This window comes from Kocuria rosea (assembly GCF_006094695.1).
Lineage (GTDB): Bacteria > Actinomycetota > Actinomycetes > Actinomycetales > Micrococcaceae > Kocuria > Kocuria rosea.
In genome coordinates, this window is record NZ_CP035103.1 from 1,070,487 (window position 1) to 1,094,776 (window position 24,290).

The following is a 24,290-nucleotide window of genomic DNA, read 5'->3' on the forward strand; positions in this document are numbered from 1 at the left end:
TCCGGCCGGGCGGGTGGGAAATCGGGGCGTCGGGACCGTGTCGCCCCCAGGGTTCGTCCCCCAAGTAGTGGACAAAAGTTATTGACCGGTCGGTAACCCATTTGTGAGCATGTGCAAATCCGAGTCATTCCTCGATGACTGTGAACCGCGTCACGGCCGGGCTACCTCCCGGCCGCCGCTCACCTGGAGGTTCCATGCCCGTCCGCAAGCCCAGCCACTGGATCACCGCGGCCGCCCTGGCCGGCGCCCTGACCCTTACGGCGACCAGTGCCGTCGCGGCCCCCACCCGCGACACCAGCAACAACAACACCACCCACAAGATCACCCAGGCCGTCTCCCAGCAGAAGCTCACGGAGCACCTGAACGCCTTCCAGTCGATCGCGGAGGCCAACGACGGCAACCGCGCCTCCGGCACCTCCGGCTACCAGGCCAGCGTCGACTACGTGGTCGAGAGGCTGCGCGCCGCCGGCTACACCCCGGAGGTCCAGGCGTTCGACTTCCCGTTCTTCCAGGAGCGCACCCCCGCCACGGTCGCCGCGGACGGCACGCAGCTCGCCGCCGAGGACGTCGCGGTGATGACCTACTCCGGCACGGGCACCGTCACCGGCGCGGTGCAGGCCGTCGACACCACCGGGGCCCGGGTGGGCAGCACGAGCGGCTGCGAGGCGAGCGACTTCGCCGGCTTCGAAGCGGGCAACATTGCTCTGCTCCAGCGCGGCACCTGCTCCTTCGCGGTCAAGGCCGCGAACGCGGAGGCGGCCGGTGCGAGCGCCGTGCTGATCTTCAACACGGGCCTGCCGAACGCGGAGGACGCCGTCGCCGGCACCCTGGGCTCCCCGGAGGCCACGTCCCTGCCGGTGGTCGGGCTCAGCTACCAGGCGGGCGTGGACCTGCTGGACGCCGCCGAGGTCACGGTCGCCACGGACACCGTCTCGGCGACCCGCACCACCTACAACGTCCTCGCCGAGACCGGCTCGGGGGACCCGGAGAACACGGTGATCGTCGGCGCGCACCTGGACGGCGTGCTCGAGGGCGCCGGCATCAGCGACAACGGCACCGGGTCGGCCGGCATCCTCGCCATCGCGGAGGCGATGGCCAAGACGAAGACCGAGAACACCGTGCGCTTCGCCTGGTGGGGCGCGGAGGAGCTCGGCCTGCTGGGCGCCGAGCACTACGTGACCGATCTGCGGGAGAACGACCCCGAGGCGTTCGAGGACATCGCGATGTACCTGAACTTCGACATGATCGGCTCCCCGAACTACGGGCGCTTCGTCTACGACGGCGACGCCTCCACCTTCGACCCCGGCGACACGAACGTCCCCGAGGGCTCCGCGGCGATCGAGGCGGCGTTCCACGAGCACTTCGCCTCGGTGGGGCTGGCCTCCGGGGACACCGAGTTCAGCGGCCGCAGCGACTACGGGCCGTTCATCGAGGCCGACATCCCCTCCGGCGGCCTCTTCACGGGCGCCGAGGGCGTGAAGACCCAGGAGCAGGCCGAGCTGTTCGGCGGCCAGGCCGGCGTCGCATACGACTCCTGCTACCACTCCGCGTGCGACGACATCTCGAACGTGAACCTCCAGGGCATGGAGGAGATGTCCGACGCCGCCGCGGCGGTCGTCCTGCGCTACGCGACGTCCACCCACGACGTCAACGGCGAGGGCAAGCCCTACCGGCAGAAGGGCAAGGGCGCCGTCGGCCACCCGAAGGGCGACGACCGCGGCCACGGCCCGCACTCCGAGCACGGTCGCGGCCACGGGCACGGCCACGACAAGGCGGCCGCCTGACGGTCCCGAGCCCCAGCGAACGGCCCCGTCCCCGGCGCGAACTGCCGGGGGCGGGGCCGTTCGCTGCGCCACAATCCGCCCAACCGTTGTGCCGCTGACGTGCAGTTGAGATTCTGGGCACAGGGCTCCACCAGCACGATGGAGCCGACCCCACGGTCGAGCCCCCGATCGGCCCCTGCCCCGGGAGATCCCATGCGTCACCGCACCCACCACCACCGGACCGTGGCCGCCGCCACCCCGACCACGACGGGGTGGTCCCGGTGACCGCGGCGGGCGTGCCCGTCGGGAAGGTGCTGGAGCACCTCGAGGTGTTCCAGGCCATCGCCAACGCGAACAACGCCAACCGCGCCTCGGGCACGTCCGGCTACCGGGGCAGCGTGGACTACGTGGTCGGCCGGCTGCGGGCCGCCGGCTACGCCCCGCGGGTCCAGGAGTTCACCTTCCCCTTCTTCCAGGAGACCGCCCCGGCCACGGTCAGCGCAGGGGGACGACAGCTTCCCGCGACCGACGTGGCGGTCATGACCTACTCCGGCTCCGGGACCGTGACGGCGCCGGTGCAGGCCGTGGGGACGACCGGCGAGAAGGCCGCGAGCACCAGCGGGTGCGAGGCCGGTGACTTCGCCGAGTTCGTGCCGGGGAACATCGCGTTGCTCCAGCGGGGCACGTGCGCCTTCGGGGTGAAGGCCGCCAATGCGGTGGCCGCCGGAGCGTCCGCGGTGCTGATCTTCAACACGGGACTGGACGGCGCGGAGGGCGCGGTCGCCGGCACCCTGGGCGATCCCGGCGGGGTGACCGTCCCCGTGGTCGGCCTGAGCTACGCGGCCGGCGTGGCCCTGCTGGGCGGGGGCGAGGTGACGGTCAGCACGCAGACCGTCTCCGAGAGCCGGGAGACGTTCAACGTCCTCGCCGAGACGGGCTCCGGCGACGGGCAGCGCACGGTCATGGTCGGCGCCCACCTGGACAGCGTCCCGGAGGGCCCCGGGATCAACGACAACGCGTCCGGCTCCGCGGGCATCCTGGCCATCGCCGAGGCGCTCGCCGGCACGTAGACCGCCAACCCGGTGCGCTTCGCCTGGTGGGGCGCCGAGGAGTTCGGCCTGCTCGGGTCCCGCCACTACGTCACGGACCTCAAGACCAACGACGCCGGGACGCTCGGGAACATCGCGCTGTACCTGAACTTCGACATGATCGGCTCCCCGAACCACGGACGCTTCGTCTACGACGGCGACGCCTCGGCCTTCGGCCCGGAGGACGGCTCGGTGCCCGCCCCGGCCGGCTCCGCCGCGATCGAGGCGGCCTTCCACGAGCACTTCGGCTCCGTGGGCCTGGCCTCGGGCGAGACCGAGTTCAGCGGCCGCAGCGACTACGGCCCGTTCATCGCCGAGGGCATCGCCTCCGGCGGCCTGTTCACCGGGGCGGAGGGGATCAAGACCGCGGAGCAGGCGGCCCTGTTCGGCGGCCGGGCCGGCATCGGCTACGACTTCTGCTACCACGCGTCCTGCGACGACCTCAGCAACGTCGACCTCCGAACGCTGGAGGAGATGACCGGCGCGGCCTCCGCCGTCGTCCTGCGCTTCGCGAACTCCACCGAGGACCTCGAGACGGAGGGCCGGCGGCTGCTCGGCATCGTGGCGCCCGTTCCCCCCGCCGCTGTCGACCAGGGCCGAGGCCCCAGCAACGCCGCCGCGCAGAGGCAGACCGAGTGAGGCGGCCGCACTGAGACGGATGCGGTTCCCGGCGCCACAATCCGTCCGGTCATTGTGCCCCTGACCTGGAGCTGAGATCCTGTGCGCAGGACTCCACCCGCCCGATGGGGCCCATGACGGACACGGTCGAGCCCCCGATCGGCCTCAGGCCCCGGGAGGACCCATGCCGCACCCCACACCCCGCCGATGGACCGTGGCCGCGGCCCTGGCCGGCACCCTCGCGCTCACCGTGCCGAGCGCCGTCACGGCGGCTCCGGGGGAGGCCGGCGACGCCGGAGCGCTCGCCCCGACCGCCGCGGCCGTGCCCGTGCAGCAGGTGCTGGACCACCTCGAGGTGTTCCAGGCCGTCGCCCACGCCAACGGCGGCAACCGGGCCTCGGGCACCCCGGGCTACCGGGGCAGCGCGGACTACGTGGTCGGCCGGCTGCGCGCCGCCGGCTACACCCCGCGGGTCCAGAGCTTCTCCTTCCCGTTCTTCCAGGAGATCGTCCCGACCACCGTGGCCGTGCCCGGCCCGGGCGGTGTCCCGCGGACCCTGACCGCGGCGGAGGCGGCCGTCATGGTCTACTCCGGGTCCGGCACGGTGACCGCCCCGGTGCAGGCCGTGGACACCACCGGCGCCCCGGCGGCGAGCACCAGCGGCTGCGAGGCAGAGGACTTCGCCGGCTTCACGGCGGGCAGCGTCGCCCTGCTCCAGCGGGGCACGTGCACCTTCGGCGTGAAGGCCGCCAACGCCCAGGCCGCCGGGGCCTCCGCGGTGCTGATCTTCAACACCGGTCTCCCCGGAGAGGAAGGCGTGGTCGCCGGCACGCTCGGGGAGCCCGGTGCCACGACCCTCCCGGTGGTCGGTCTCAGCCATGCGGCCGGGACCGCCCTGCTGGGCGGGGGCGAGGTGACCGTGACGGCGCAGACCGTCTCCGAGAACCGTGAGACGTTCAACGTCCTCGCCGAGACGGGCTCGGGCGATCCCGAGAGCACGGTGATGGTCGGCGCCCACCTGGACAGCGTCCCCGAGGGCGCGGGCATCAACGACAACGGCTCGGGCTCCGCGGGGATCCTGGCGATCGCCGAGGCGCTCGCGGGCACGGAGACCGCCAACACGGTGCGCTTCGCCTGGTGGGGCGCGGAGGAGTTCGGCCTGCGCGGCTCCCGGCACTACGTCGCGGACCTGAAGGCCAACGACCCCGCCGCGCTGGAGGACATCGCGGTGTACCTGAACTTCGACATGATCGGCTCCCCGAATTACGGGCGCTTCGTCTACGACGGCGACCACTCCGCGTTCCCGCCCGTGCAGGGCCCCGATGGGCCCGTGACCGCCCCGGCGGGCTCGGCCGCGATCGAGGCGGCCTTCCACGAGCACTTCGGCTCCGTGGGCCTGGCCTCCGGCGAGACCGAGTTCAGCGGCCGCAGCGACTACGGGCCCTTCATCGCCGAGGGCGTCCCCTCCGGCGGCCTGTTCACCGGCGCCGAGGGGATCAAGACCGCGGAGCAGGCCGCGCTGTTCGGCGGCCGGACCGGAGTCGCCTACGACTTCTGCTACCACGGCGCGTGCGACGACCTCGCCAACGTCGACGCCCGGGGACTGGGCGAGATGACCGACGCGGCGGCAGCCGTGATCCAGCGCTTCGCGGCCTCCACCCGGGACGTCGACGGCACGGGGGCGGACGAAAGCGCGCAGCAGGACGGACGCGGGCTCCCGCTCGGTCCGGCCACCGCGGACCAGGGGAGCGGCCCGCACAGCGCCGCCGACGACGTGCCGGTGCAGTGAGCGGCGGGAGGTCGGGACCGGGCGGCCCCCGACCTTCCTCCGCACAGTCGTTGTCGGGGGAGCGGTAGCGTTCCACGACGGCAGGACAAGTTCCTCCGGAGCACCCGCGCCGCCACCGCCACTCCGCGCCCCATTGCTCACCCGGCCACCGGGTGGGAGGGTGAGGCCATGACTCCTCCCCGGACCCCCGACCGCTCGGCGCCGAGCCGGCGCGGCGTCCTGTTCGACGTCGACGGCACCCTCATCGACTCGAGCTACCTGCACACCGTCGCCTGGTGGCACGCCTTCAACCAGGCCGGGCACGACGTCCCCATGCACCGCATCCACCGGCTCATCGGCATGGGCTCGGAGCAGCTGATCGACGAGCTGCTGCCCGCGGACCGGGACCGGGACGGGGACGACGCCATCGGCGCGGCCCACGGGGCCCTGTTCTCCGTGCACTGGCCGGGGCTCAAGCCCACCCGCGGCGCCGCGGAGCTGCTGCGCCGCTGCACCGACGCGGGGCTCGTGGTGGTGCTGGCGTCGTCGTCGAACGTCACCGAGGTGGCCGCCATGCGGGAGGCCCTCGGCTCGGACGACCTGCTCACGGCGGTCACGACCGCCACGGACGCCGAGCACAGCAAGCCCGCCCCGGACATCTTCGCCGCGGCGCTGGAGGCCGGGAACCTGCGCCCCGAGGACGCGATCGTGGTGGGGGACGCCCGCTGGGACGTCGAGTCCGCGTGGAAGCTCGGCCTCGACGCCGTGTGCCTGACGAGCGGCGGGATCAGCGAGACGGAGCTGCGCGAGGCCGGGGCCGTGGCCGTCTATGCGGACCCGCAGGCCCTCCTGGACGACTTCGAGAACAGCCCCCTGGGCCGGCTCGTCCCGGCGGGCTGAACGCCCCCGCCGGCTCCCGCGCGGACCGCGCCGCGCACCACCGCGAACGAAAGGCCCCGGAATGACCACCGACGACAGACCCGTCCTCGTGTTCGACGTGAACGAGACCCTCTCCGACATGCGCCCCCTGCGCCACGCCTTCGAGGAGGTCGGGGTGCCGGGGGAGCTGGCGGCCACGTGGTTCGCCTCCGTCCTGCGGGAGGGCTTCGCGCTGGCCGTCCACGGAGAGGCCCAGCCGTTCTCCGTGCTGGGGCAGGAGACGGCGCGCGCGCTCTTCACCCTGCACCCGCCGGCCGAGGACGTGGAGGACGCCGTGGCCCGGGTCCTGGACGCCGTGCAGCGGCTGCCCCTGCACGCGGACGTCCCGGACGGGGTGCGCTCCCTGGCCGACGCCGGGTTCCGGCTCACGGCCCTCACCAACGGCTCCGCGGCCACCGCCGAGGGCCTGCTCGAGCGCGGGGGCGTGCGGCAGCACTTCGAGCGCGTCTGCTCCGTCGAGGAGGCCCCCTGCTGGAAGCCGGCGTCCGAGGCCTACACCTGGGCGAGCGGGGCCTGGGGCGTGCCGCCGGAGCAGATGCTCATGGTCGCGGTGCACCCCTGGGACCTGCACGGCGCCGCCCGGGCGGGGCTGCGCACGGCCTGGATCGACCGGCACGGCTCGCCCTGGCCGGCGTACGCGCGCACCCCGGACCTCAGGGTGTCCGGGGTGCGGGAGCTCGCCGCGCGGCTGGCGGCCGGCGGCGCCGGGCTGACGGCCTGACGGCTCAGCTCACAGCTTGACGACCATCTTGCCGGTGTTGGCCCCGGCGAGCAGGTCGATGAACGCCTGCGGGGCGTCGTCCAGCCCCTCGCGCACGGTCTCGTCCCACCGGATCTCGCCGGCCGCGAGCCAGCCGGCCATCTTCTCGCGGAACTCCGGGCCCAGGTCCTGGTGACCGCTCACCAGGAAGCCCTGCAGGCTCAGCTGCTTGCCGATCGCCAGCGCCAGGTTCCGCGGCGCCGCCGGGGGCTCGGTCGCGTTGTACTGCGAGATCGCCCCGCACAGGCACACGCGGCCGTGGACGTTCAGCGCGGAGATCGCGGCCTCCAGGTGCTCGCCGCCCACGTTGTCGAAGTAGACGTCGATGCCCTCGGGCGCCGCGCGCCGCAGCTGGGGGAGGACCGGGCCGTCGTGGTAGTCGAAGGCGGCGTCGAAGCCGAGCTCCAGCAGGCGGGCGACCTTCTCGGGGGAGCCGGCGCTGCCGATCACGCGGGCGGCGCCGCTGAGCTTCGCGATCTGGCCGACGAGCGAGCCCACGGCCCCGGCGGCGCCGGAGACGAAGACCGTGTCCCCGGGCCGGAACCGTGCGGCCGCCATGAGGCCGGCGTACGCGGTGAGCCCCGGCATGCCGAGCACCCCCAGATAGGCCGACTCCGGGGCGAGGTCGGGGTCCACCACGGTGGCCGAGGCGGCCTCGACGAGCGCGTGCTCCCGCCAGCCGGCCCCGTGCAGCACCGTGGCGCCCACGGGCAGCTCGGGCGCGGACGAGGCGATGACCTCGCCCACGGCGCCGCCGTCGAGCGGGTGGTCCACCTGGAACGGCGGGACGTAGGACTTCACGTCGTTCATCCGGCCGCGCATGTACGGGTCCACGGACATCCAACGGTTGGCGACCACGACCTGGCCGGGACCGGGCGCGGGCAGCGCGGCCTCCTCGAGCCGGAAGTTCTCGGGGGTGGGGGTGCCGTCGGGACGGGAGGCGAGCACGACCTGGCGGGTGCTGGTGGGGGAAGTCATCGGTTCTCCTGGGGGTCGAGGGAAGGGGGCGGGGGGAGCGGGGATCAGTCGTCGGCGACGGTCACGCGGACGTCGACGTTGCCGCGGGTGGCGTTCGAGTACGGGCACACCTGGTGGGCCTTGTCCGCCAGGGCCTGCGCGGTGGCCGGGTCGAGGTCGGGGAGCACGACCTCGAGGTCGACCTCGAGGCCGAAGCCGCCCTGGCCGTTGCCGCCGATGCCCACGCGGGCCCCGACGCTGGAGTCGCCGAGCTTCACCTTCTCCTGCCGGGCCACCATCTGCAGCGCGGAGTGGAAGCAGGCGGCGTAGCCCGCGGCGAAGAGCTGCTCGGGGTTGGCGCCGTCGCCGGAGCCGCCCATCTCCTGCGGGACGGCCAGGCCCAGGTCGATCCGGCCGTCGGTGGTGCGGGTGCGGCCGTCGCGGCCGGCGCCGGTGGCGAGGGCCTCGGCGGTGTAGACGGTGTCCATGCTGGTCACTCCTGGGTGTCGGTGGTGGTGGTTCGGGTTCCGGTGCTGTCCGCACCGGGGCGGTCCGCGGCGTGCGGATCGGCGGGGGCGCCGATCCGCCGGGCCAGGGCCCGCAGCGTCTCCATCTCGGCGGCGGTCAGCCCCGAGGCCTCCAGGACGCGCCGCTGCACGGCCGGGGCGCGCTCGCGCAGCCGGTGGCCGGACGGCGTGAGGTGGACGGTGACCCGCCGCTCGTCGTCGTGCCCCCGGCGGCGCTCGAGGAGCCCGCCGGTCTCCATCCGCTTGAGCAGCGGGGAGAGGGTGCCGCTGTCCAGGCGGAGGCGGGAGCCCAGCGCCGAGACGGTCTGGCCGTCCTCCTCCCACAGCGCGAGCAGCGCGAGGTACTGCGGATACGTCAGGCCGAGCTCCGCCAGCGGCTCGCGGTAGGCCGCGGTCGTGGCCCGTGAGGCGGCGTAGAGCGCGAAGCACAGCTGCGCGTCGAGCCGGAGATCTGCGTCCATGACCCCATGGTGGCACAGGTATCGATTGAGCACAACTCAGTTGTGCACAATCGAAACTGGGGCGCGGATCAGCGGGTCGCCTCCTCCAGGTGCTCGAGCACGTGCCGGTACGGGTGGCCGGTGGCCTCCGTCATGCCCTGCTCGCACGTGCGGTTGAGGGACGCGTAGGCGTCGAAGCGGCGGCCGGTGACCTCGCGGGCCTCGGCCGCGGTGGCCGAGGCCGTGAACTCGGGGTGCAGCATGCCGCGGTCCCCGGCGTAGGCGCAGCAGCCCCAGTCCTTCGGCACGACCACGTCCTCGCTGATCGCCCGGGCCAGCGTCTCGAAGGCGCCGGTGATGCCCAGGTGCACGCTCGAGCACGTGGGGTGCAGCGACATGGACCGGATCGGGCGGCTGACGGTCAGCCGCCCCAGCACCCGGTCCGCCACGAACTCCACCGCGTCCACGAACCGCAGCGCGTGGTACTCGCTGGACGCCGCCGCCAGCTCGGACATGGTCTCCAGGCCCTCGGTGCAGGACGCGGCGTCGCAGACGACCGGCAGCTCGCCCTGGCGGGTCGCCTCCCACAGCCCGGCCAGCGTCCGCTCCGACATCGTGGCGTACCCGGTGGGCAGGCCCTTCGACTTCCACGGCGTCCCGCAGCACAGGTTCCCGATGCCCTCGGGGACGGTGACGTGCACCCCGGCGCGGTCGCACAGCGCCAGGAACGCCTCCGAGGCGGTCAGGCCCGTGCCGCCCCCGGGGCGGGCGGCCGTGCCGAACATCGAGTTGATGCACGCCGGGAAGAACACGGCCTCCGCGGCCGGGTCCCGCCGGTGCGGCCGGGGCGGGCCGCCCGCGGGCAGCTCCGCCTTGTACTGCGGCACGTGCTCTGCGCCGAGGACGGCCCGGGCCGCGGCGGTCGCGGCGGCCGGCAGCGCGGCGGGCAGGGCCTTCGCGGCGGTCAGGCCGAGCCCGGCGCCCGTCGTCGTCGCCCCCCACGCCCGCGCGGCGGCGCCCCAGCCGGCGTCCGCGACCCGGCTGTGGTCCTCGGCGCGCAGCCGGCGCACGAGGTCCCCCGTATTGATGAGCACGGGGCAGGCCGTCACGCACATCCCGTCCACGGCGCACGTCTGCAGGCCCTCGTAGTCGTACTCGGCGCGCAGCCGGCCGGCGAGCTCCGTGTCCCCCCGCTCTTCGGCCGCCGCGATCTCCCGGCGGCCCACGATGCGCTGCCGCGGCGTGAGGGTGAGGTCCTTGGACGGGCAGACCGGCTCGCAGTAGCCGCACTCCACGCACCGGTCCACCTCCTGCTCCACCGTGGGCGCGGTCTTGAGGTCCCGCACGTACACCGTGGGGTCCTCGTTGAGCAGCACGCCCGGGTTCAGCAGCGCGCCCGGGTCGACGAGCCGCTTGAGCGCCACCATGACCTCGTAGAGCTCGTCCCCGTACTGCCGGCGCACGAACGGCGCCATGTTGCGGCCCGTGCCGTGCTCGGCCTTGAGCGAGCCGTGGTGGTCGAGGACCAGGGCGACCATGTCCTCGGTGAAGCGCTCGTAGCGGGCCAGCAGGTCCGGGCGGTCGAACTGCTCGTTGAGCATGAAGTGCACGTTGCCGTCCTTGGCGTGCCCGAAGATCACCGAGTCCCGGTAGCCGTGGGCGTCGAAGAGCCCCGTGAGCTGCTCGCAGGTCTCGCCGAGCTCCGCGACAGGGACGACGACGTCCTCGAGCAGCGCGTTGGACCCGCTCGGCCGGGCACCCGCCACGGTGGTGTAGAGGCCCTTGCGCACGGTCCACAGCGCCGCCCGGGACGCGGGGTCGTCCGTCAGGGCGGGCGGTACTGCGAGGTCCAGGGTGCGGAACAGCCCGGCGGCGCCCGCCGAGAGCTCCTGCTCCTCCTCGGGCGTGCGGCCCTGGTACTCGACGAGCAGCGCCGCGTGGTCGCGGACGTCGATGTCCAGGATCTGCGCCGGGGCCAGTCCCGTGCGCTGGGAGACCTTCAGGGACGTGGCGTCCAGCAGCTCGACCGTGGCCGAGCGGGCCGCCACCAGGGCGGGGACCGTGCGGGTGGCCGTGGCCAGGTCCGGGAACACCAGCAGTCCCGTGGAGGCGAACGGCAGGATCTCCACCGTCCGGAAGACCGCCTGGGCCACGAAGCCCAGGGTGCCCTCGCTGCCGACCATCAGGTGCTCGAGGATCCGCACCGGCTCGTCGTGGTCCAGGAAGGAGTTGAGGCCGTAGCCCATGGTGTTCTTCATCGAGAACTGCCGCTCGATCGTGCGCACCGACGCCGGGTCGCCGCGCACCCGGTCCCGCAGCCGCAGCAGACCCTCGTGCAGGGCCGGCTCGAGCTCCCGCAGCCGCCGGTCGGCGTCCGGGTCCGCGGTGTCCACCCGGGTCCCGGAGGGCAGGACGAACACCAGGGACTCCAGCGTCCGATAGGTGTTGGCCTCGGTCCCGCAGGCCATGCCCGAGGAGTTGTTGGCCACCACACCGCCGATCGTGCACGCGGCCTCGCTCGCCGGGTCCGGCCCCAGCTTGCGGCCGTACGGGGCCAGCCGGGCATTGACCTGCCGCACCGTGGCCCCGGGCTGCACACGGACCCGCCGGCCGCCGTCCAGCACCTCGACCCCCCGGAAGTTCCGCCGGACGTCGACCAGCACCTGGTCCGTCACGGACTGCCCGGACAGGGACGTCCCGCCGGAGCGGAAGGTCAGGCCCAGGCCGTGGCGGGCGACCGCGCGGAAGAGGTGGCCCATGTCCGCGGCCGAGCGCGGGCGCACCACCGCCGCGGGCTGCAGCAGGTAGTGGGAGGCGTCGTGGGCCAGCGCGCGGTGCTCGAGCTCCGAGGTCACCACCGCGTCGCGGCCGCACCCGGCCCGCAGCTCCTCCAGCAGGGCCTCGGAGGCGGGGGCGGGATGCGTGCTGGGGGCGGTCATGGGATCTCCTGACGGGGAGGCGGGGCAACCGGGGTGGTCCACGCCACATCCTATGGTGTGACCACAGGCGCCGCAGCGGTCCGTCCGGCGGGGGCCGCCGGGACCCGGCAGACCGGGCCCGTGCGCGCGCCCATGCGCCCGCGTCCGTCCGGTCCGCCGGCCCCGGGCGGTGCGGGGGGATTGTGGGCGGCGTCGTTTTGGGGGAAGCTCGGGCCACGGGCCCGCCGGCCCGGGAGCCGACCCCTGGAGGAGATCACCATGGACCCCATCTGCCCGTCCTGCGGCGGGCCCCTGCGCCAGATCCCCGAGGACCAGTGGCCCGAGGGCGGCCCGGTGCCGGAGGGCACGGTCGAGATGTACCTGTGCGACAGGACCAACCACCGGATCATCGTGGCGGTCCCCGAGATCTCCGGGTGAGCGGCCCGGAGCCGGAGGTCCGCCGGGTGGTGGTGGTGCACGGCTACGACGCCGCCCCCGACCAGCACTGGTTCCCGTGGCTGCGCGACCGGCTCGCCGCCGAGGGCGTGCGGACCGAGGTCGTGGAGCTGCCGGAGCCGTCCTTCCCGGAATCCGGGGCGTGGCTGGCCGCCGTGGCACGGGCGGTCGGCGAGCCGGACCCGCACACCCACCTGGTGGGCCACAGCCTGGGCTGCATCACCATCCTGCGCCACCTCGCCGGTCTGCCCCAGCCGTGGACGCTCGGCGGGCTGGTGCTCGTGGCCGGCTTCACGGGACGGCTCGAGGCCGTGCCGCTCCTCGAGGAGTTCCTCGCCGAGGACGTGGACGTCTCCGCCGTGCGCGCCGGCGCCCGGCGTCGTCTGGTGCTGCGCTCGGACAACGACCCGACCGTGCCGGCGGCCGCCACCGAGGCGCTCGCCGCGCGGCTCGACGCCCCCGTGCGGGTGGTGCCGCGGGCGGGGCACTTCTGCGGCTCCGACGGCGTCACCCGCCTTCCCGCGGTGCTCGAGGCCCTGGTGCCGCGCGGCGGCTGAAGGCGCCCGCGCGGACGGCCGGCGTGCGGGCGGCCGGCGTGCGGGCGGCCGGCGTGCAGGCGGCCGGGGGAGGCCCGCTCAGTCCGTGAGCGTCAGCAGCACGGCCTCGGGCGGGCAGAACAGCCGGATCGGGGCGAAGCGGGACGTCCCCAGGCCCGCCGACACGTTGACCGGCACCCCGCCCTGGGTGATGAGCCCCTTGCAGCGCTCCGGCTCGAGGTCGCAGTTGCTGACCAGCGCCCGCCCACCGGGCAGGCAGACCTGCCCGCCGTGCGTGTGCCCGGCCAGCACCAGCTGCGCGCCGTCCGCCGCGAACCGGTCCAGGGTCCGCAGGTAGGGGGCGTGGGCCACCCCGAGGCGCAGGTCCGCCGTCGCGGGGTCACCGAAGCCGGGGTGCCGGTCGTAGCCCAGGTGCGGGTCGTCCACCCCGGACAGGTCCAGGGTGAGGCCCGCGACCTCCATCCGGGCGGAGCGGTTGATCAGCGGCGTCCAGCCCGCGGCGTCGAACGCGTCGTGCATGTCCTGGGTGGGCAGCCGGGGCGCCTCGTCCCGGCCCTCCCCGGAGGTGTCCCGCCACAGGTAGCGGAACGGGTTCTTGGGCCGCGGCGCGAAGTAGCAGTTGGACCCCGGGACGTAGGCCCCGGGGAAGCGGAACAGCGGCTCCAGGATCTCCAGCAGCCACGGCAGCGCCCCGGGGTGGGAGAGGTTGTCCCCGGTGTCCACCACGAGGTCCGGCTCCAGCGCCGCGAGCGAGTGCACGAACTCCCGCACGGCGCGCTGGCCCGGCCAGACGTGCAGGTCCGACAGGTGCAGGATCCGCAGCGGCGCGCTGCCCTCCGGCAGCAGCCGGAGCCGTTCCGTGCGCAGCTGGAACCGGCGGCGCTCGACGACGACGCCCCACGCGCCGAGGCCCGCCGCCGCCCCGGCACCGGCCGCCGTCACGGCGGCGGCGGTCCGCAGGGCGGGCGCGACGGCGCCCCGGGGGGTGTGCACGCGATCCACTCCCGCTCCCGGCCTCAGCCGGGCTCCGAGGTGCCGTTGCGGCCCTCGAGCACGCGGTCGGAGGGCTCCTCGAACTCGTCCGTGTCGTAGTCCCGGGCCACCTCCTCCATGAACCGCTGCCACTGGCCGCCGGCGTAGGTGGAGCCGTCCACCCAGTCGTCGCCCTCGGTGCGCTCCCCGCCGATCGACAGCCCGTTCAGGGACCGGGAGCCGAACTCGTAGTTGCCGACCCAGGACGCGGTGGCCAGGCCGCGGGTGTAGCCGATCATCCACGTCTGGGTCGAGTTGTCGGTGGTGCCGGTCTTGGCGGCGGAGGCGCCCGGCAGGCCGATCTCCCGCTGCCAGCCGGAGCCGCGGACCAGGGTCTGGTTGAGCGCGAAGTTCACGCCGTCGGCCACGTCCTCGCTGATCACGCGCTCGCAGGACGTCTCGGGGATGTCGTACTCCTTGCCGGTGTAGTCCACGACCCGCTCGAGGGCGCGGGGCTCGCACATTTCGCCGCGGTTGGCGAACGCCGAGTACGCCCGGGCCATGGTCATGGGGGAGATGTCCACGGAGCCGCCCAGCAGGGACGCGAGGACCGTGGTGTCCACGGGCTCGCCGTTCTTGCCGTTGACGATGCCCAGGGACTCGGAGATCTCCCCGATGTCGCACAGGTCGAGGTCCTCGGCCATCGCGTAGATCGCGGTGTTGATCGAGTTGTACAGGCCGAAGTCGGCCTCCATCTCGCGGGTGTAGCCGGACTCGGCGTTCTGGATCTCGAAGCCCTCGCCGTTGTTGCCGGGCTCGATCTTGTACCCGCGCTCCAGGCACGAGGCCTTCCACCGGTGGTCTGCGGGCCACCGGGTGCGGGTCGCGTCGATCTCGTCCTCCGCGCCGTTGCCGGCGTCGATCCACGCGGCGTACGTCAGCGGCTTGTAGGTCGAGCCGACCTGGAAGCCGCCGGCCCCGCCCATCCACGAGTCCACGTTGAAGTTGTACGTGGTGTTGGAGGCGCCCTCGCCGGTGGAGTAGTAGGTGTTCTGCGCCATCGCCACGATGTCGCCGTTGGTCGGCTCGAGGGAGACGAGCGCGGTGGAGACGTTGTCCGGGTTGTCGTCCCGGGGCTGGGTCTCGTTGACCGACTCCTCGGCCACCCGCTGGGCCTCGACGTCGAGCGTGGTGGTGATGGTGAGCCCGCCGAGCTGCAGGGTCTTGAGCCGCTCCTCGGGGGTCTCGCCGAACGCCGAGTCCTGGAGGATGGAGTTCTCCACGTAGTCGCAGAAGTAGGGGGCGACCTCGGCGGCCGTGCACCCGGAGTTCGTGGGGTTGGGGTCCACCTCGATGGGCTCGGCGGCCGCGGCCGCGTGCTCCTCCTGGGTGATGGCCCCGGTGGTGAGCATCGTGTCCAGCACGATGTTGCGCCGCTCGGTGGCCGCCTCCGGGTTCGCGGCCGGGTCGTAGTAGTTGGGGGACTGCACCATCCCGGCCAGGACGGCGGACTGGGAGACGCTCAGGTCGGACGCCGGGATGCCCCAGTAGTACTGGGCCGCCGCCTCCACGCCGTAGTTCTGCCCGCCGAAGAGCACCATGTTGAGGTAGCCCTCGAGGATCTCGTCCTTGCTCAGCTCCTGCTCCATGGACAGGGCGAGCTTGATCTCCTTGATCTTGTCCGTGTAGCCCTTGTCGGCGCCGATGGTGGTGGCCTCCTCGCCGGCGCGGACCTGGGAGTCGATGAGCAGGTTGTTCACGTACTGCTGCGTGATGGTCGACGCGCCCTGGCGGGCGTCCGGGCGGATGATGTTGTTGCCCAGGGCGCGCAGGATGCCGCCGAGGTCCACGCCGCCGTGCTCGTAGAAGTCGCGGTCCTCGATCGCGAGGATCGCGGCACTCATGTGCGGGGACATCTCGTCCAGGGACACAGGGGTGCGGTTCTGCGCGTAGAACGTGGCGATCTCGGTCCCGTCCCGCGCCACCACGGTGGAGGCGCGCGACATCGGCCCCGCCTCCATCTGGGCCGGGAGGTCCTTGAACCACCCGATGGAGGCGTTGGCGGCGAGACCGGTGGCGGCTGCGGGGGGGACCAGGAGACCGGCGGCCACGATGCCGGCAACGACGCTCGTGGCGATGAACGCCACGACGTTGCCCAGGGCTGACGGTGCCTGCGTGGCAGGGTTCTTGCGGGAAGCCATTCGGACAGTCTACAAGCGCGAACCTGGCCGCAGCCGGTGTGCGGCCCGTCACGGCGGAGCGCGTCCCCGCGTTCGTGGCTACGCTGGGGCCATGACTACCTGGGAATACGCCACCGTGCCGCTCATGATCCACGCCACCAAGCAGATCCTCGACAACTGGGGCGACGACGGGTGGGAGCTCGTCACCGTGCTCCCCGGCAGCACCCCCGCCGACGTCCCGGCGGGCAACGTGAACGCCCCCGTCCAGACCAACCCCATCGCCTACTTCAAGCGCCCCAAGGGCTGACGCCCGGACACCGCAGCCCCACCACACCGGAGGACTTCCATGAGCAACGGCTCCGCCGTCGAATCCCGCATCGCCGAGCTCGGCCTCGAGCTCCCGGCCGTCGCGGCCCCCGTGGCCGCCTACGTGCCCGCCGTGGTCACCGGCTCGTGGGTGCACACCTCGGGCCAGCTGCCCTTCGTGGACGGGCAGCTGCCCGCCACCGGCAAGGTGTCCGCGTCCGGGGCGGCGGGCACCGTCTCCCCCGAGGACGCCCACGAGCTCGCGGCCCGCGCCGCCCTCAACGCTGTGGCCGCGGTCAAGGAGGCCGTCGGGGACCTGGACCGGGTGGTCCGGATCGTGAAGGTCGTCGGCTTCGTGGCCTCCGATCCCGGCTTCACCGGCCAGCCCGGCGTGATCAACGGCGCCTCCGAGCTGCTGGGCCGGATCTTCGGCGACGCCGGGGTGCACGCCCGCTCCGCGGTGGGCGTCGCGGTCCTGCCGCTCGACGCGCCGGTCGAGGTGGAGCTCGTTGCCGAGTTCCGCTGATTCGCAGCCCCCGCGGCAGGGCCGTCCGCCGGCCGTGCGCTGGTTCGAGATCCCGGAGGGCCAGCGCGGGGCCGCGCAGGCCTGGCTCGAGCGGGGTGCCGGCATCCCCGGCAGCGCCCCCTCGCCCGCCGCCGCGGTGGTCTTCGTGCGGGACGGCGAGCACGGCGTGGAGACCTACCTCAAGTACCGCCCGGGCAACTCACCGCTCGGCACCGTCGGGTTCCCCGGCGGGACCCTCGAGCCCCACGACGACGAGCCCCTCGACTGGGCCGGGCCCAGCCCCGCGGACTGGGCGCGCAGGCTCGGCGTCGAGGACGACCTCGGCCGGGCGCGGCGCACCGTGGTCGCCGCGGTGCGCAAGGCGTTCGAGGAGGCCGGCGTCCTGCTGGCCGGGTCGGACACGATGAGCACCGTCGAGTCGGTGGAGGGCGCCGAGTGGATGCGCTCCCGGGAGGCGCTCGCCGTGGGGGACGTGTCCCTCGCCCAGGTCCTCGGCCGGCGCCGGCTCGTGCTGCGCTCCGACCTGCTCAAGCCCCTCGCGCACTGGATCACCTCCGACTTCGCCCACCGCCGGTACGACATCCACTACTTCACCGCGGTGGTCCCCGACGGGCAGGCCCCGTCCGTGCTCGAGTCGAAGGGCGTCTGGGGCCGCTGGGTGGACGCCGCGCAGGCCGTGGCCGATCCGGCGGGCAGCTGGCTCGGGGACCTCGTGGGGCAGGAGGACACCGTGGGCCGCACGATCGACGACCTCTCCTCGCCCGGCGTGCAGTGCGTGCTCGAGTCGGTCGCCGAGTGCACCTCGGCGATCGCCTTCCTGGCCAAGAAGCGGGCCGTGGTGGCCCGCAACCCGGTGCTCGAGGTGCACGACGGCCGGCCCGTGCTGCGCCTCGACCTGACCTGAGCCGCCTCCGTGCCCGCACACGCGGACGGCCCGGTCACCCGCGAGGGTGACCGGGCCGTCCCGGTGCCGGGGCAGGACTCAGCGGCTGCGCTGCTTGAGCCGCTGCAGGTCGAGGATCACCACGGCGCGCGCCTCGAGCCGGATCCAGCCGCGCTGGACGAACTCGGCCAGCGCCTTGTTCACGGTCTCGCGGGACGCGCCGACGAGCTGGGCCAGCTCCTCCTGGGTGAGCTCGTGCGCCACGAGGATGCCGTCGGTGGCGGGCCGGCCGAACCGGTCGGCCAGGTCCAGCAGCGCCTTCGCCACCCGGCCGGGCACGTCGGAGAAGACCAGGTCGGCGAGGCTCTCGTTGGTGCGCCGCAGCCGGCGGGCCAGGGCCTGCAGCAGCTGCGCGGAGACGTCGGGGGAGCGCTCGATGACCTTCTTGAGGTTCTCGTGCTTGAGCCCGGCCAGGCGCGTCTCGGACACGGCGGTCGCGGACGTGGAGCGCGGGCTCGGGTCGAACAGCGCCATCTCGCCGAACAGCTCTCCCGGGCCCATGATCGCCACGAGGCTCTCGCGGCCGTCCGGGGCGGTGCGGCCGAGCTTGATCTTGCCCGAGATGATGAAGTACAGCTGGTCGCCCGGATCGCCCTCGTGGAACAGCGTGGAGCCGCGCGAGAGGTCGACCTCGGTGAGCTCCTCGGTGAGGGCGGCGAAGGCCTGGTCGTCCAGGGACGCGAACAGGGGAGCGCGGCGGAGGACGTCGATATCCATGGTTCTCCTCAAGATGTGCCGCCGGGCCGTTGCCCGTGGCGGCCGATGTCAGCGGGAGTCGCCCGCACCGGTGTGTGAGCGACCTAACGTACCTGACGTTCACTGTAGTGTCTCCGGCCCGCGAATCCCAAGGACGGGCGCGGCGGCCCGGGCGGGACGGCAGGCCCGCTCCACGGATCTCCCAGCCACGCTCCCTATGCTGGTGGCTCGCTCCCCGGCCCCCGGCCCCGAAGAACCCGCAGAGGAACCCGATGTCTCCGTCCTTCAACCTGCTCGACGTCCTCCTGGCCGTCGTGCTCCTGGGCTACCTCTTCTACGGGTTCAGCCGCGGCTTCTTCAACTCCCTGTTCTCCCTGGCCGGGCTCGTGCTCGGCGGGGTGGCGGCGTTCTCGGCCGCCCCGTGGGTGAGCGCGCAGGTGGACCCGCAGTACCGCGTGGGCGCCGTGCTCGCCACGGTCCTGGTCCTGCTGGTGGCGGGGCAGATGCTGGGCGGGCTGCTGGGCCGCGCCCTGTCCGCCGTCACCGAGCGCATGCGCCTGGGCGCGCTCAACCGGATCGCCGGGGCGGCCCTCGACGTGGCCGTCGCCGCGCTCGTGCTCTCGCTCCTCGCCTCGCTCGTCGGCCAGCTGGGCATCCCGGCTGTGTCCCAGCAGGTGGCGTCCTCGACCGTGCTGCGCACGATCGACGAGCACACCCCGGGACCGGTGCGCGCGGCGGTGACCGAGGCCCGGGACGCCGTGGGCGGGGCCACCGGCATCCGTCAGCTCGACGAGCTGCTCTTCCCCGCCGAGGAGGCCCCCGACGAGAGCACGAGCACGCCCGCGCTGCAGGCGGCCGGGCAGTCCGTGGTGCAGGTCTACGGCATGGCGGTGGAGTGCCGCCAGAACCAGACCGGCTCGGGCTTCGTGACCGACGCCGGGCAGGTGGTGACCAACGCGCACGTGGTGGCCGGGGTGGACGAGCCGGTGGTGCAGACCCGGGACGGGCAGGTGCACGCCGCCGCCGTCGTCCACTACGACCCGGGCTCCGACCTCGCCGTCCTCTCCGCGCCGTCCCTGCCGCTGGCCGCGCTGCCGCTCGGGGTGGACCCCGCGGCCGGGGACTCGGTCGCCTTCATGGGCTACCCCCTGGGCGGGCCGTTCGCCGCCGGGCCCGCCACCGTGCAGGGCACCGCGCTCGCACCCGTGGAGGGGACCGGCGGGACGATGGAGATCATCCAGCTGGCCGGTCAGGTGCAGCAGGGCAACTCCGGCGGCCCGCTCGTGGCTCAGGACGGCTCCGTCGTCGGCGTCGTCTTCGCCAAGGCCCTCGAGGGGCAGGTCGGCTACGCCCTCACCCTGGACGAGCTGCGCGGGGCGCTGGGCGCCGCCGCGGGCGCCACCCAGGCCGTGGACTCCGGCTCCTGCGCCGCCTGAGCGGCTACCCCTCCAGGGTCCGCAGCAGGTGCTCGACCGCCATCTCGTAGCCGAAGGCCCCCGCCCCGGCGATCACCACGTCCGCCTGCAGGGACACGTAGGACGTGTGTCGGAACGCCTCGCGCCGGTGCACGTTGGACAGGTGCACCTCCACCACGGGCAGCTCCGCCGCCTCGAGCGCGTCGTGGATCGCGATGGAGTAGTGCGTGAAGGCCGCGGGGTTGATCACGATCGCCGCGCCCTCCGTGCGGGCCTCCTGGATCCGGTCCACCAGGACGCCCTCGTGGTTGGACTGGTGGAACTCGACGTCCCACCCGCCCGCGGCGGCCCGGGCGCGCACGGCCTCCTCGATGTCCCCGAGCGTCGTGGTGCCGTACACCTCCGGGCGCCGGACGCCGAGCAGGTTGAGGTTGGGGCCGTTGAGGACGTAGATCGGTCTGCGCGTGGTGGTCATGCCCGCATCCTCTCACTCTGGCGCCCGCCGGTCCGGGCGCGGTCCCCGGACGCCGCAGCGCCCCCTCGCACGGCAGGAGCGAGGGGGCGCTGCGGAGCTGGGGGTGCGGACTACTTGGCGAGCGAGTCCACGATCTGCTGCATCACGGTCTGGTCCGCGAGGGTCGAGACGTCGCCGACCTCCCGGTCCTCCGCCACGTCCTTGAGCAGCCGGCGCATGATCTTCCCGGACCGGGTCTTGGGCAGCTCCGGGACGATGAGCACCTTCTTGGGCTTGGCGATCGGGGAGATCTCCTTGCCCACGTGGGCCCGCATCTCCTCGGCCAGCTCGGTCTTGTCCCGGCCCTCGGCGTCGGCCTGGTCGGAGAGGATGACGAACGCGATCACGGCCTGGCCGGTGGTCTCGTCCGTGGCGCCCACCACCGCGGCCTCGGCCACGGACGGGTGGGAGACGAGCGCGGACTCGATCTCCGGGGTGGACAGGCGGTGGCCGGAGACGTTCATGACGTCGTCGACGCGGCCGAGGATCCACACGTCCCCGTCGGCGTCGCGCTTGGCGCCGTCGCCGGCGAAGTACATCTCGCCGAACCGGGACCAGTACGTGTCCACGTAGCGGTCGTCGTCGCCCCAGATGGTCCGCAGCATCGCGGGCCACGGCTCGCGCAGCACCAGGAAGCCCGAGGTCTCGTTGGGCACGGACTGCCCGGTGTCGTCCACGACGTCGACCTTGATGCCGGGGATCGGCACCTGCGCGGAGCCCGGCTTGGCGGTCGTCACGCCCGGCAGCTGGGAGATCATGATGGCGCCGGTCTCGGTCTGCCACCAGGTGTCGACGATCGGGCAGCGGCCGCCGCCGATGACCCGGTGGAACCAGGTCCACGCCTCGGGGTTGATGGCCTCGCCCACGGTGCCGAGCACCCGCAGGGACGAGAGGTCGTACTCCGCCGGGATCTCCTCGCCCCACTTCATCATGGTGCGGATCGCGGTGGGGGAGGTGTACATGATCGTCACACCGTACTTCTGCACGATCTCCCAGAACCGGCCGCGGTGCGGGGAGTCCGGGGTGCCCTCGTAGATCACCTGGGTGGAGCCGTTGACCAGGGGGGCGTAGGCGACGTAGGAGTGGCCGGTGACCCACCCGACGTCGGCGGTGCACCAGTAGACGTCCGTCTCCGGCTTGAGGTCGAAGACGTTCTTGTGGGTGAACGCGCCCTGGGTGAGGTAGCCGCCCGTGGTGTGCATGATGCCCTTGGGCTTGCCGGTGGTCCCGGAGGTGTAGAGGATGAACAGCGGGTCCTCGGCGCCCTGCTCGGACGGGGTGTGCTCCGGGGAGGCGGCCTCGACGGCGTCGTGCCACCACACGTCCCGGCCCTCGGTCATCTCGATGTCGGCCTCGTTGCGGCGGACCACGAGGACGTGCTCCACGGTGGCGCCGCCGCGGGAGAGGGCGTCGTCGACGGCCGGCTTGAGCATGGAGGGCTTGCCGCGGCGGAAGGTCCCGTCCGCGGTGACCACGAGCTTCGCCTCGCCGTCCTCGACGCGCGAGCGCAGCGCGTCGGCGGAGAACCCGCCGAAGACCACGGAGTGGATCGCGCCGATGCGGGCGCAGGCCAGCATCGCGATGACCGCCTCGGCGATCATCGGCAGGTAGAGGGCCACGCGGTCGCCCTTGGTCACGCCGAGGCTCTCCATGGCGTTGGCGGCCTTCGACACCTCGTCCTTGAGCTGGGCGTAGGTGTAGCTGCGGCTGTCGCCGGGCTCACCCTCGAAGTGGATGGCGACCCGGTCCCCGTTGCCGGCCTCCACGTGGCGGTCCACGGCGTTGTAGCACGCGTTGAGGGTGCCGTCCTGGAACCACTTGGCGAACGGGGGGTTCGACCAGTCGAGGACCTCGGTGAACTCCTTGTTCCAGGTCAGCAGCTCCCGTGCCTGGCGGCCCCAGAAGTCGACGCCCTCCTCCTCCGCCTGGCGGTAGAGCTCGGCGGTGGCATTGGCCTGGGCCGCGAACTCCGGGCTCGGGGCGAAGGTCCTGCCCTCGGCGGACGTGGTCTCTGAAGCCATGTGGTCTTCCCTTCTCGTCGCACACCGCGCACGGACCCCCGGCGGCACCGGACGTCCGTGTCACAGCTCACATAGTGTCGTTTTCACCCTAGACGATCGGTGCACCCGGTTCCACAGGGGCCACGCCGCACCGAGTCACGGAAGCCCTCCGGGCGCGCCGCCTAGAATCGGGGCATGGTCCCGACTGCCGTGCCCCGCCCGCCCGCCCACCTGCGCGTCGTGGACCCCGCGAAGGCGCGCGCCGGCGCCGCACGGCGCCGCCGGACGGGCTCCCCCGAGTCCCCGCTGGCGCTCAAGCGGCGGGCCCGCCGGATCAACGCGGTGCTCGCGGAGGCCTACCCGTACGCGGTCGCCGAGCTGGACTTCCGCTCCCCGTACGAGCTGCTCGTGGCCACGGTGCTCTCCGCCCAGACCACCGACGTGCGCGTGAACGCGACCACGCCGCGGCTCTTCGCCGCCTGTCCCACGCCGCGGGCGCTCGCCGAGGCGGACGAGGCCGAGATCCAGGAGATCATCCGCCCGCTCGGCTTCTACCGGGCCAAGACCCGGGCCATCCGGACCCTGGCCCAGAAGATCGTGGACGACCACGACGGCGAGGTGCCCGGGCGGCTGGAGGACCTCGTCACCCTGCCCGGCGTGGGCCGCAAGACCGCCAACGTGGTGCTCGGCAACGCCTTCGGGATCCCCGGGATCACCGTGGACACCCACTTCGGCCGGCTCGCCCGCCGCTTCGGCTGGACCGCGGAGGAGGACCCGGTGAAGGTCGAGCGGGACGTCGCCGCCCTGTTCGAGCCCCGCGACTGGACCGACCTGTCCCAGCGGCTCGTCTACCACGGGCGGCGCATCTGCCACTCCCGGCGGCCCGCGTGCGGGGTGTGCCCCGTCGCGGACCTGTGCCCGTCCTACGGTGAGGGCCCCACGGACACCGCGCAGGCGGCGGCCCTGCTCAAGTACGAGTTCGCCCCGGGCCGGGAGGAGCTGCTGGAGCTGTTCCTCGCCGGGCGCAGCCGGGCCCAGCTGCAGGCCGACGGCTGGCCCCTGAGCTCGTGAGCGGCACCGACCACCGACGACGCGACCACCGAGGAGGACGGCCCGTGGGCGACGCCTACCAGGACCTGCTGCGCGTGGCCCGCAGCGGCCGGCAGCTGCGGATGGAGGACCGCGAGCCGTGGCGGATCGGGCAGATCGACGAGAACTACCGCCGCTCGGCCGTGCTCATCCTCTTCGGCGCGCTCGACGACCTGCCCTCGCGCGCCGCCGAGCACGCGGAGGGCGTGGGGCGGGACCTCGACGTCCTCCTGGTCCAGCGGGCCGCGACGCTGCGCTCCCACCCCGGCCAGGTCGCCTTCCCGGGCGGGCGCCTGGACCCCGAGGACGGGGACCTGCACGAGGTGCTGTCCGTGCCCGGCGGCGAGGTCAGCGCCGCCCACGTGCGCGCGGCCGTCCGCGAGGCCGAGGAGGAGACCGGGCTGGACCCGCACGGGGTGGAGGTGCTCGGCGCCCTGGCCCCGGTGCCCCTGCCGGTCTCCAACCACCTCGTCACCCCGGTGCTGGGCTGGTGGCGGGACGTCTCGCCGGTGGACGTCGTGGACCACGCCGAGTCCTCCCTCGTGTTCCGCGTCCCCGTGCTGGATCTCATCGACCCGGCCAACCGGCACTCCGCGACCGTCACGCGCGGCCGGCAGACCTACCGCTCGCCCGCCTTCACGGTCCCCGTGCCCGGCACCGCGTCCACCGTGACCGTCTGGGGGTTCACCGGAGTGCTCCTGGACCGGGTGCTCACGGCGCTGGGCTGGGCCGTGCCCTGGGACACCGGCCGGGACCTGCCCGCACCGCTGTAGCACGCCCGGGGGCATGACGCCGCCCCGGGCGCAACATTGCCGGCGCCGCGGCAAGCGGACTTACCATTCCAGGGTCCCCCGTGCC

General features: G+C 73.6%; 21 protein-coding genes and 1 pseudogene. 13 read left to right on the top strand and 9 right to left on the bottom strand.

What is annotated here, in order from left to right:
- The first annotated feature begins 194 nt into the window (after positions 1-194).
- From EQG70_RS04955 to EQG70_RS04975, 5 genes and pseudogenes are all read left to right on the top strand, one after another.
- Positions 195-1,784 carry a M20/M25/M40 family metallo-hydrolase gene (locus EQG70_RS04955; RefSeq protein WP_109268177.1) on the top strand — a complete coding sequence of 530 codons (1,590 nt, stop codon included), beginning with the start codon at positions 195-197 and terminating at the stop codon, positions 1,782-1,784.
- A gap of 518 nt (positions 1,785-2,302) precedes the next feature.
- Positions 2,303-3,490: pseudogene (locus EQG70_RS04960) on the top strand (M28 family peptidase).
- A 163-nt stretch (positions 3,491-3,653) separates the two neighbouring features.
- Positions 3,654-5,258 carry a M20/M25/M40 family metallo-hydrolase gene (locus EQG70_RS04965; RefSeq protein WP_109268176.1) on the top strand — a complete coding sequence of 535 codons (1,605 nt, stop codon included), beginning with the start codon at positions 3,654-3,656 and terminating at the stop codon, positions 5,256-5,258.
- 168 nt (positions 5,259-5,426) lie between these two features.
- The gene (locus EQG70_RS04970; RefSeq protein WP_109268175.1) at positions 5,427-6,137 is read left to right on the top strand and encodes an HAD family hydrolase; all 711 of its coding nucleotides are present in this window, start codon (positions 5,427-5,429) and stop codon (positions 6,135-6,137) included.
- Positions 6,138-6,198: 61 nt separating this feature from the next.
- Entirely contained in the window at positions 6,199-6,897 is a 699-nt protein-coding gene (locus EQG70_RS04975) for a haloacid dehalogenase type II (protein WP_109268174.1), read from the top strand.
- Between the two features lie 9 nt (positions 6,898-6,906).
- On the opposite strand, the gene EQG70_RS04980 is transcribed toward EQG70_RS04975, so the two are convergent.
- The 4 genes from EQG70_RS04980 to EQG70_RS04995 form a co-directional block, all read right to left on the bottom strand.
- Entirely contained in the window at positions 6,907-7,914 is a 1,008-nt protein-coding gene (locus EQG70_RS04980) for an NADP-dependent oxidoreductase (protein WP_109243639.1), read from the bottom strand.
- Between the two features lie 44 nt (positions 7,915-7,958).
- Positions 7,959-8,381 carry an organic hydroperoxide resistance protein gene (locus EQG70_RS04985; protein ID WP_017832530.1) on the bottom strand — a complete coding sequence of 141 codons (423 nt, stop codon included), beginning with the start codon at positions 8,379-8,381 and terminating at the stop codon, positions 7,959-7,961.
- Between the two features lie 5 nt (positions 8,382-8,386).
- Positions 8,387-8,881, bottom strand: a complete 495-nt coding sequence (locus EQG70_RS04990; protein WP_109243638.1) for a MarR family winged helix-turn-helix transcriptional regulator — start codon at positions 8,879-8,881, stop codon at positions 8,387-8,389.
- Positions 8,882-8,949: 68 nt separating this feature from the next.
- Positions 8,950-11,799 carry an FAD-binding and (Fe-S)-binding domain-containing protein gene (locus EQG70_RS04995; protein ID WP_109268173.1) on the bottom strand — a complete coding sequence of 950 codons (2,850 nt, stop codon included), beginning with the start codon at positions 11,797-11,799 and terminating at the stop codon, positions 8,950-8,952.
- Positions 11,800-12,057: 258 nt separating this feature from the next.
- On the opposite strand from EQG70_RS04995, the gene EQG70_RS18090 reads away from it, so the two are divergent.
- Together EQG70_RS18090 and EQG70_RS05000 are read left to right on the top strand one after the other, a co-directional pair.
- Positions 12,058-12,216, top strand: a complete 159-nt coding sequence (locus tag EQG70_RS18090; RefSeq protein ID WP_017832526.1) for a hypothetical protein — start codon at positions 12,058-12,060, stop codon at positions 12,214-12,216.
- On the top strand, positions 12,213-12,791 hold the full coding sequence (locus tag EQG70_RS05000; protein WP_017832525.1) for an RBBP9/YdeN family alpha/beta hydrolase: 579 nt from the start codon (positions 12,213-12,215) through the stop codon (positions 12,789-12,791). Before EQG70_RS18090 ends, EQG70_RS05000 begins: the two co-directional genes overlap by 4 nt.
- A 78-nt stretch (positions 12,792-12,869) precedes the next feature.
- Here EQG70_RS05000 and EQG70_RS05005 read toward each other — a convergent pair whose 3' ends face one another.
- Both EQG70_RS05005 and EQG70_RS05010 read right to left on the bottom strand, forming a co-directional pair.
- On the bottom strand, positions 12,870-13,784 hold the full coding sequence (locus EQG70_RS05005; protein ID WP_017832524.1) for a metallophosphoesterase: 915 nt from the start codon (positions 13,782-13,784) through the stop codon (positions 12,870-12,872).
- A 23-nt stretch (positions 13,785-13,807) separates the two neighbouring features.
- Positions 13,808-15,964 (bottom strand): transglycosylase domain-containing protein, encoded by a 2,157-nt coding sequence (locus EQG70_RS05010; RefSeq protein ID WP_109268172.1) that lies wholly within the window; start codon positions 15,962-15,964, stop codon positions 13,808-13,810.
- Positions 15,965-16,055: 91 nt separating this feature from the next.
- Between EQG70_RS05010 and EQG70_RS05015 the strand changes: the two genes are divergently transcribed.
- Genes EQG70_RS05015 through EQG70_RS05025 form a run of 3 tightly spaced genes read left to right on the top strand, consistent with a single transcriptional unit; the run spans position 16,056 to position 17,679 of the window.
- Positions 16,056-16,250 (top strand): DUF4177 domain-containing protein, encoded by a 195-nt coding sequence (locus EQG70_RS05015; protein WP_031282517.1) that lies wholly within the window; start codon positions 16,056-16,058, stop codon positions 16,248-16,250.
- A 39-nt stretch (positions 16,251-16,289) separates the two neighbouring features.
- The gene (locus tag EQG70_RS05020) at positions 16,290-16,775 is read left to right on the top strand and encodes a RidA family protein (RefSeq protein WP_109243634.1); all 486 of its coding nucleotides are present in this window, start codon (positions 16,290-16,292) and stop codon (positions 16,773-16,775) included.
- A 34-nt stretch (positions 16,776-16,809) separates the two neighbouring features.
- Complete coding sequence (locus EQG70_RS05025; RefSeq protein WP_109243633.1) at positions 16,810-17,679, top strand: NUDIX hydrolase; 870 nt, start codon at positions 16,810-16,812, stop codon at positions 17,677-17,679.
- Positions 17,680-17,757: 78 nt separating this feature from the next.
- On the opposite strand, the gene EQG70_RS05030 is transcribed toward EQG70_RS05025, so the two are convergent.
- On the bottom strand, positions 17,758-18,435 hold the full coding sequence (locus EQG70_RS05030; protein ID WP_017832519.1) for a Crp/Fnr family transcriptional regulator: 678 nt from the start codon (positions 18,433-18,435) through the stop codon (positions 17,758-17,760).
- 251 nt (positions 18,436-18,686) lie between these two features.
- On the opposite strand from EQG70_RS05030, the gene EQG70_RS05035 reads away from it, so the two are divergent.
- Positions 18,687-19,850: a MarP family serine protease gene (locus EQG70_RS05035; RefSeq protein WP_109268171.1), complete on the top strand. Its 1,164-nt coding sequence runs from the start codon at positions 18,687-18,689 to the stop codon at positions 19,848-19,850.
- Positions 19,851-19,854: 4 nt separating this feature from the next.
- On the opposite strand, the gene aroQ is transcribed toward EQG70_RS05035, so the two are convergent.
- Both aroQ and acs read right to left on the bottom strand, forming a co-directional pair.
- A complete protein-coding gene (gene aroQ, locus EQG70_RS05040; RefSeq protein ID WP_109268170.1) occupies positions 19,855-20,304 on the bottom strand; it encodes a type II 3-dehydroquinate dehydratase in 450 nt (149 codons plus the stop codon).
- Positions 20,305-20,414: 110 nt separating this feature from the next.
- Positions 20,415-22,364: an acetate--CoA ligase gene (acs, locus tag EQG70_RS05045; RefSeq protein WP_035925083.1), complete on the bottom strand. Its 1,950-nt coding sequence runs from the start codon at positions 22,362-22,364 to the stop codon at positions 20,415-20,417.
- Between the two features lie 174 nt (positions 22,365-22,538).
- On the opposite strand from acs, the gene nth reads away from it, so the two are divergent.
- Positions 22,539-23,414: an endonuclease III gene (gene nth / locus EQG70_RS05050; protein WP_109268169.1), complete on the top strand. Its 876-nt coding sequence runs from the start codon at positions 22,539-22,541 to the stop codon at positions 23,412-23,414.
- Between the two features lie 101 nt (positions 23,415-23,515).
- A complete protein-coding gene (locus EQG70_RS05055; protein ID WP_081615713.1) occupies positions 23,516-24,205 on the top strand; it encodes an NUDIX hydrolase in 690 nt (229 codons plus the stop codon).
- The last annotated feature ends 85 nt before the right edge of the window (positions 24,206-24,290 follow it).

Excerpts from the sequence above, each read along its gene's own strand:
- EQG70_RS04980 (WP_109243639.1), bottom strand. The coding sequence starts at position 7,914 with ATGACTTCCCCCACCAGCACCCGCCAGGTCGTGCTCGCCTCCCGTCCC.
- EQG70_RS04990 (WP_109243638.1), bottom strand. The coding sequence starts at position 8,881 with ATGGACGCAGATCTCCGGCTCGACGCGCAGCTGTGCTTCGCGCTCTAC.
- EQG70_RS18090 (WP_017832526.1), top strand. The coding sequence starts at position 12,058 with ATGGACCCCATCTGCCCGTCCTGCGGCGGGCCCCTGCGCCAGATCCCC.
- EQG70_RS04965 (WP_109268176.1), top strand. The coding sequence starts at position 3,654 with ATGCCGCACCCCACACCCCGCCGATGGACCGTGGCCGCGGCCCTGGCC.
- EQG70_RS05055 (WP_081615713.1), top strand. The coding sequence starts at position 23,516 with ATGGAGGACCGCGAGCCGTGGCGGATCGGGCAGATCGACGAGAACTAC.
- nth (WP_109268169.1), top strand. The coding sequence starts at position 22,539 with ATGGTCCCGACTGCCGTGCCCCGCCCGCCCGCCCACCTGCGCGTCGTG.
- EQG70_RS04955 (WP_109268177.1), top strand. The coding sequence starts at position 195 with ATGCCCGTCCGCAAGCCCAGCCACTGGATCACCGCGGCCGCCCTGGCC.
- EQG70_RS04970 (WP_109268175.1), top strand. The coding sequence starts at position 5,427 with ATGACTCCTCCCCGGACCCCCGACCGCTCGGCGCCGAGCCGGCGCGGC.
- aroQ (WP_109268170.1), bottom strand. The coding sequence starts at position 20,304 with ATGACCACCACGCGCAGACCGATCTACGTCCTCAACGGCCCCAACCTC.
- EQG70_RS04995 (WP_109268173.1), bottom strand. The coding sequence starts at position 11,799 with ATGACCGCCCCCAGCACGCATCCCGCCCCCGCCTCCGAGGCCCTGCTG.
- EQG70_RS05010 (WP_109268172.1), bottom strand. The coding sequence starts at position 15,964 with ATGGCTTCCCGCAAGAACCCTGCCACGCAGGCACCGTCAGCCCTGGGC.
- EQG70_RS05030 (WP_017832519.1), bottom strand. The coding sequence starts at position 18,435 with ATGGATATCGACGTCCTCCGCCGCGCTCCCCTGTTCGCGTCCCTGGAC.
- EQG70_RS05015 (WP_031282517.1), top strand. The coding sequence starts at position 16,056 with ATGACTACCTGGGAATACGCCACCGTGCCGCTCATGATCCACGCCACC.
- EQG70_RS05035 (WP_109268171.1), top strand. The coding sequence starts at position 18,687 with ATGTCTCCGTCCTTCAACCTGCTCGACGTCCTCCTGGCCGTCGTGCTC.
- EQG70_RS04975 (WP_109268174.1), top strand. The coding sequence starts at position 6,199 with ATGACCACCGACGACAGACCCGTCCTCGTGTTCGACGTGAACGAGACC.
- EQG70_RS04985 (WP_017832530.1), bottom strand. The coding sequence starts at position 8,381 with ATGGACACCGTCTACACCGCCGAGGCCCTCGCCACCGGCGCCGGCCGC.
- EQG70_RS05020 (WP_109243634.1), top strand. The coding sequence starts at position 16,290 with ATGAGCAACGGCTCCGCCGTCGAATCCCGCATCGCCGAGCTCGGCCTC.
- acs (WP_035925083.1), bottom strand. The coding sequence starts at position 22,364 with ATGGCTTCAGAGACCACGTCCGCCGAGGGCAGGACCTTCGCCCCGAGC.